The 351-nt window shown below is 69.5% G+C and carries 1 protein-coding gene; it reads left to right on the forward strand.

Annotation, left to right across the window (positions count from 1 at the left end):
• Nucleotides 1–351, forward strand: a 351-nt coding sequence (locus QJS31_RS37260; RefSeq protein WP_306359031.1) for a DUF222 domain-containing protein, incomplete at both ends; no start/stop codon positions are given.

The following is a 351-nucleotide window of genomic DNA, read 5'->3' on the forward strand; positions in this document are numbered from 1 at the left end:
ACACGTGCTGTTGTCGTGTCTGGACCCGGACGGGGTCCTCACCAGCGACGACGACCGCGCCCGCCGCCGCGAACTCTGGGTGGGCAAACAACGCGTGGACGGTATGAGCGAGATCAAGGGCGTGCTGGATCCGCAACTGCGTGCCCTGCTGGATGTCGTCTTGGCGAAGTGGGCGCGTCCGGGCATGTGCAACCCCGAGGATCCCGACAGCCCCCGGATGGGGCCGGGCGCGGTCGATCAGGACACGGTGGAGGTGGCGGCGCGGCGGGATCGGCGTAGTGCCGGGCAGCGTAACCACGACGCGGTGAAAGCGTTCCTGGCGGCTGGGGGTGGTCCGGAGAACCTGGGGTC

This window comes from Nocardia sp. CC213A (assembly GCF_030766805.1).
GTDB classification, from domain to species: domain Bacteria; phylum Actinomycetota; class Actinomycetes; order Mycobacteriales; family Mycobacteriaceae; genus Nocardia; species Nocardia otitidiscaviarum.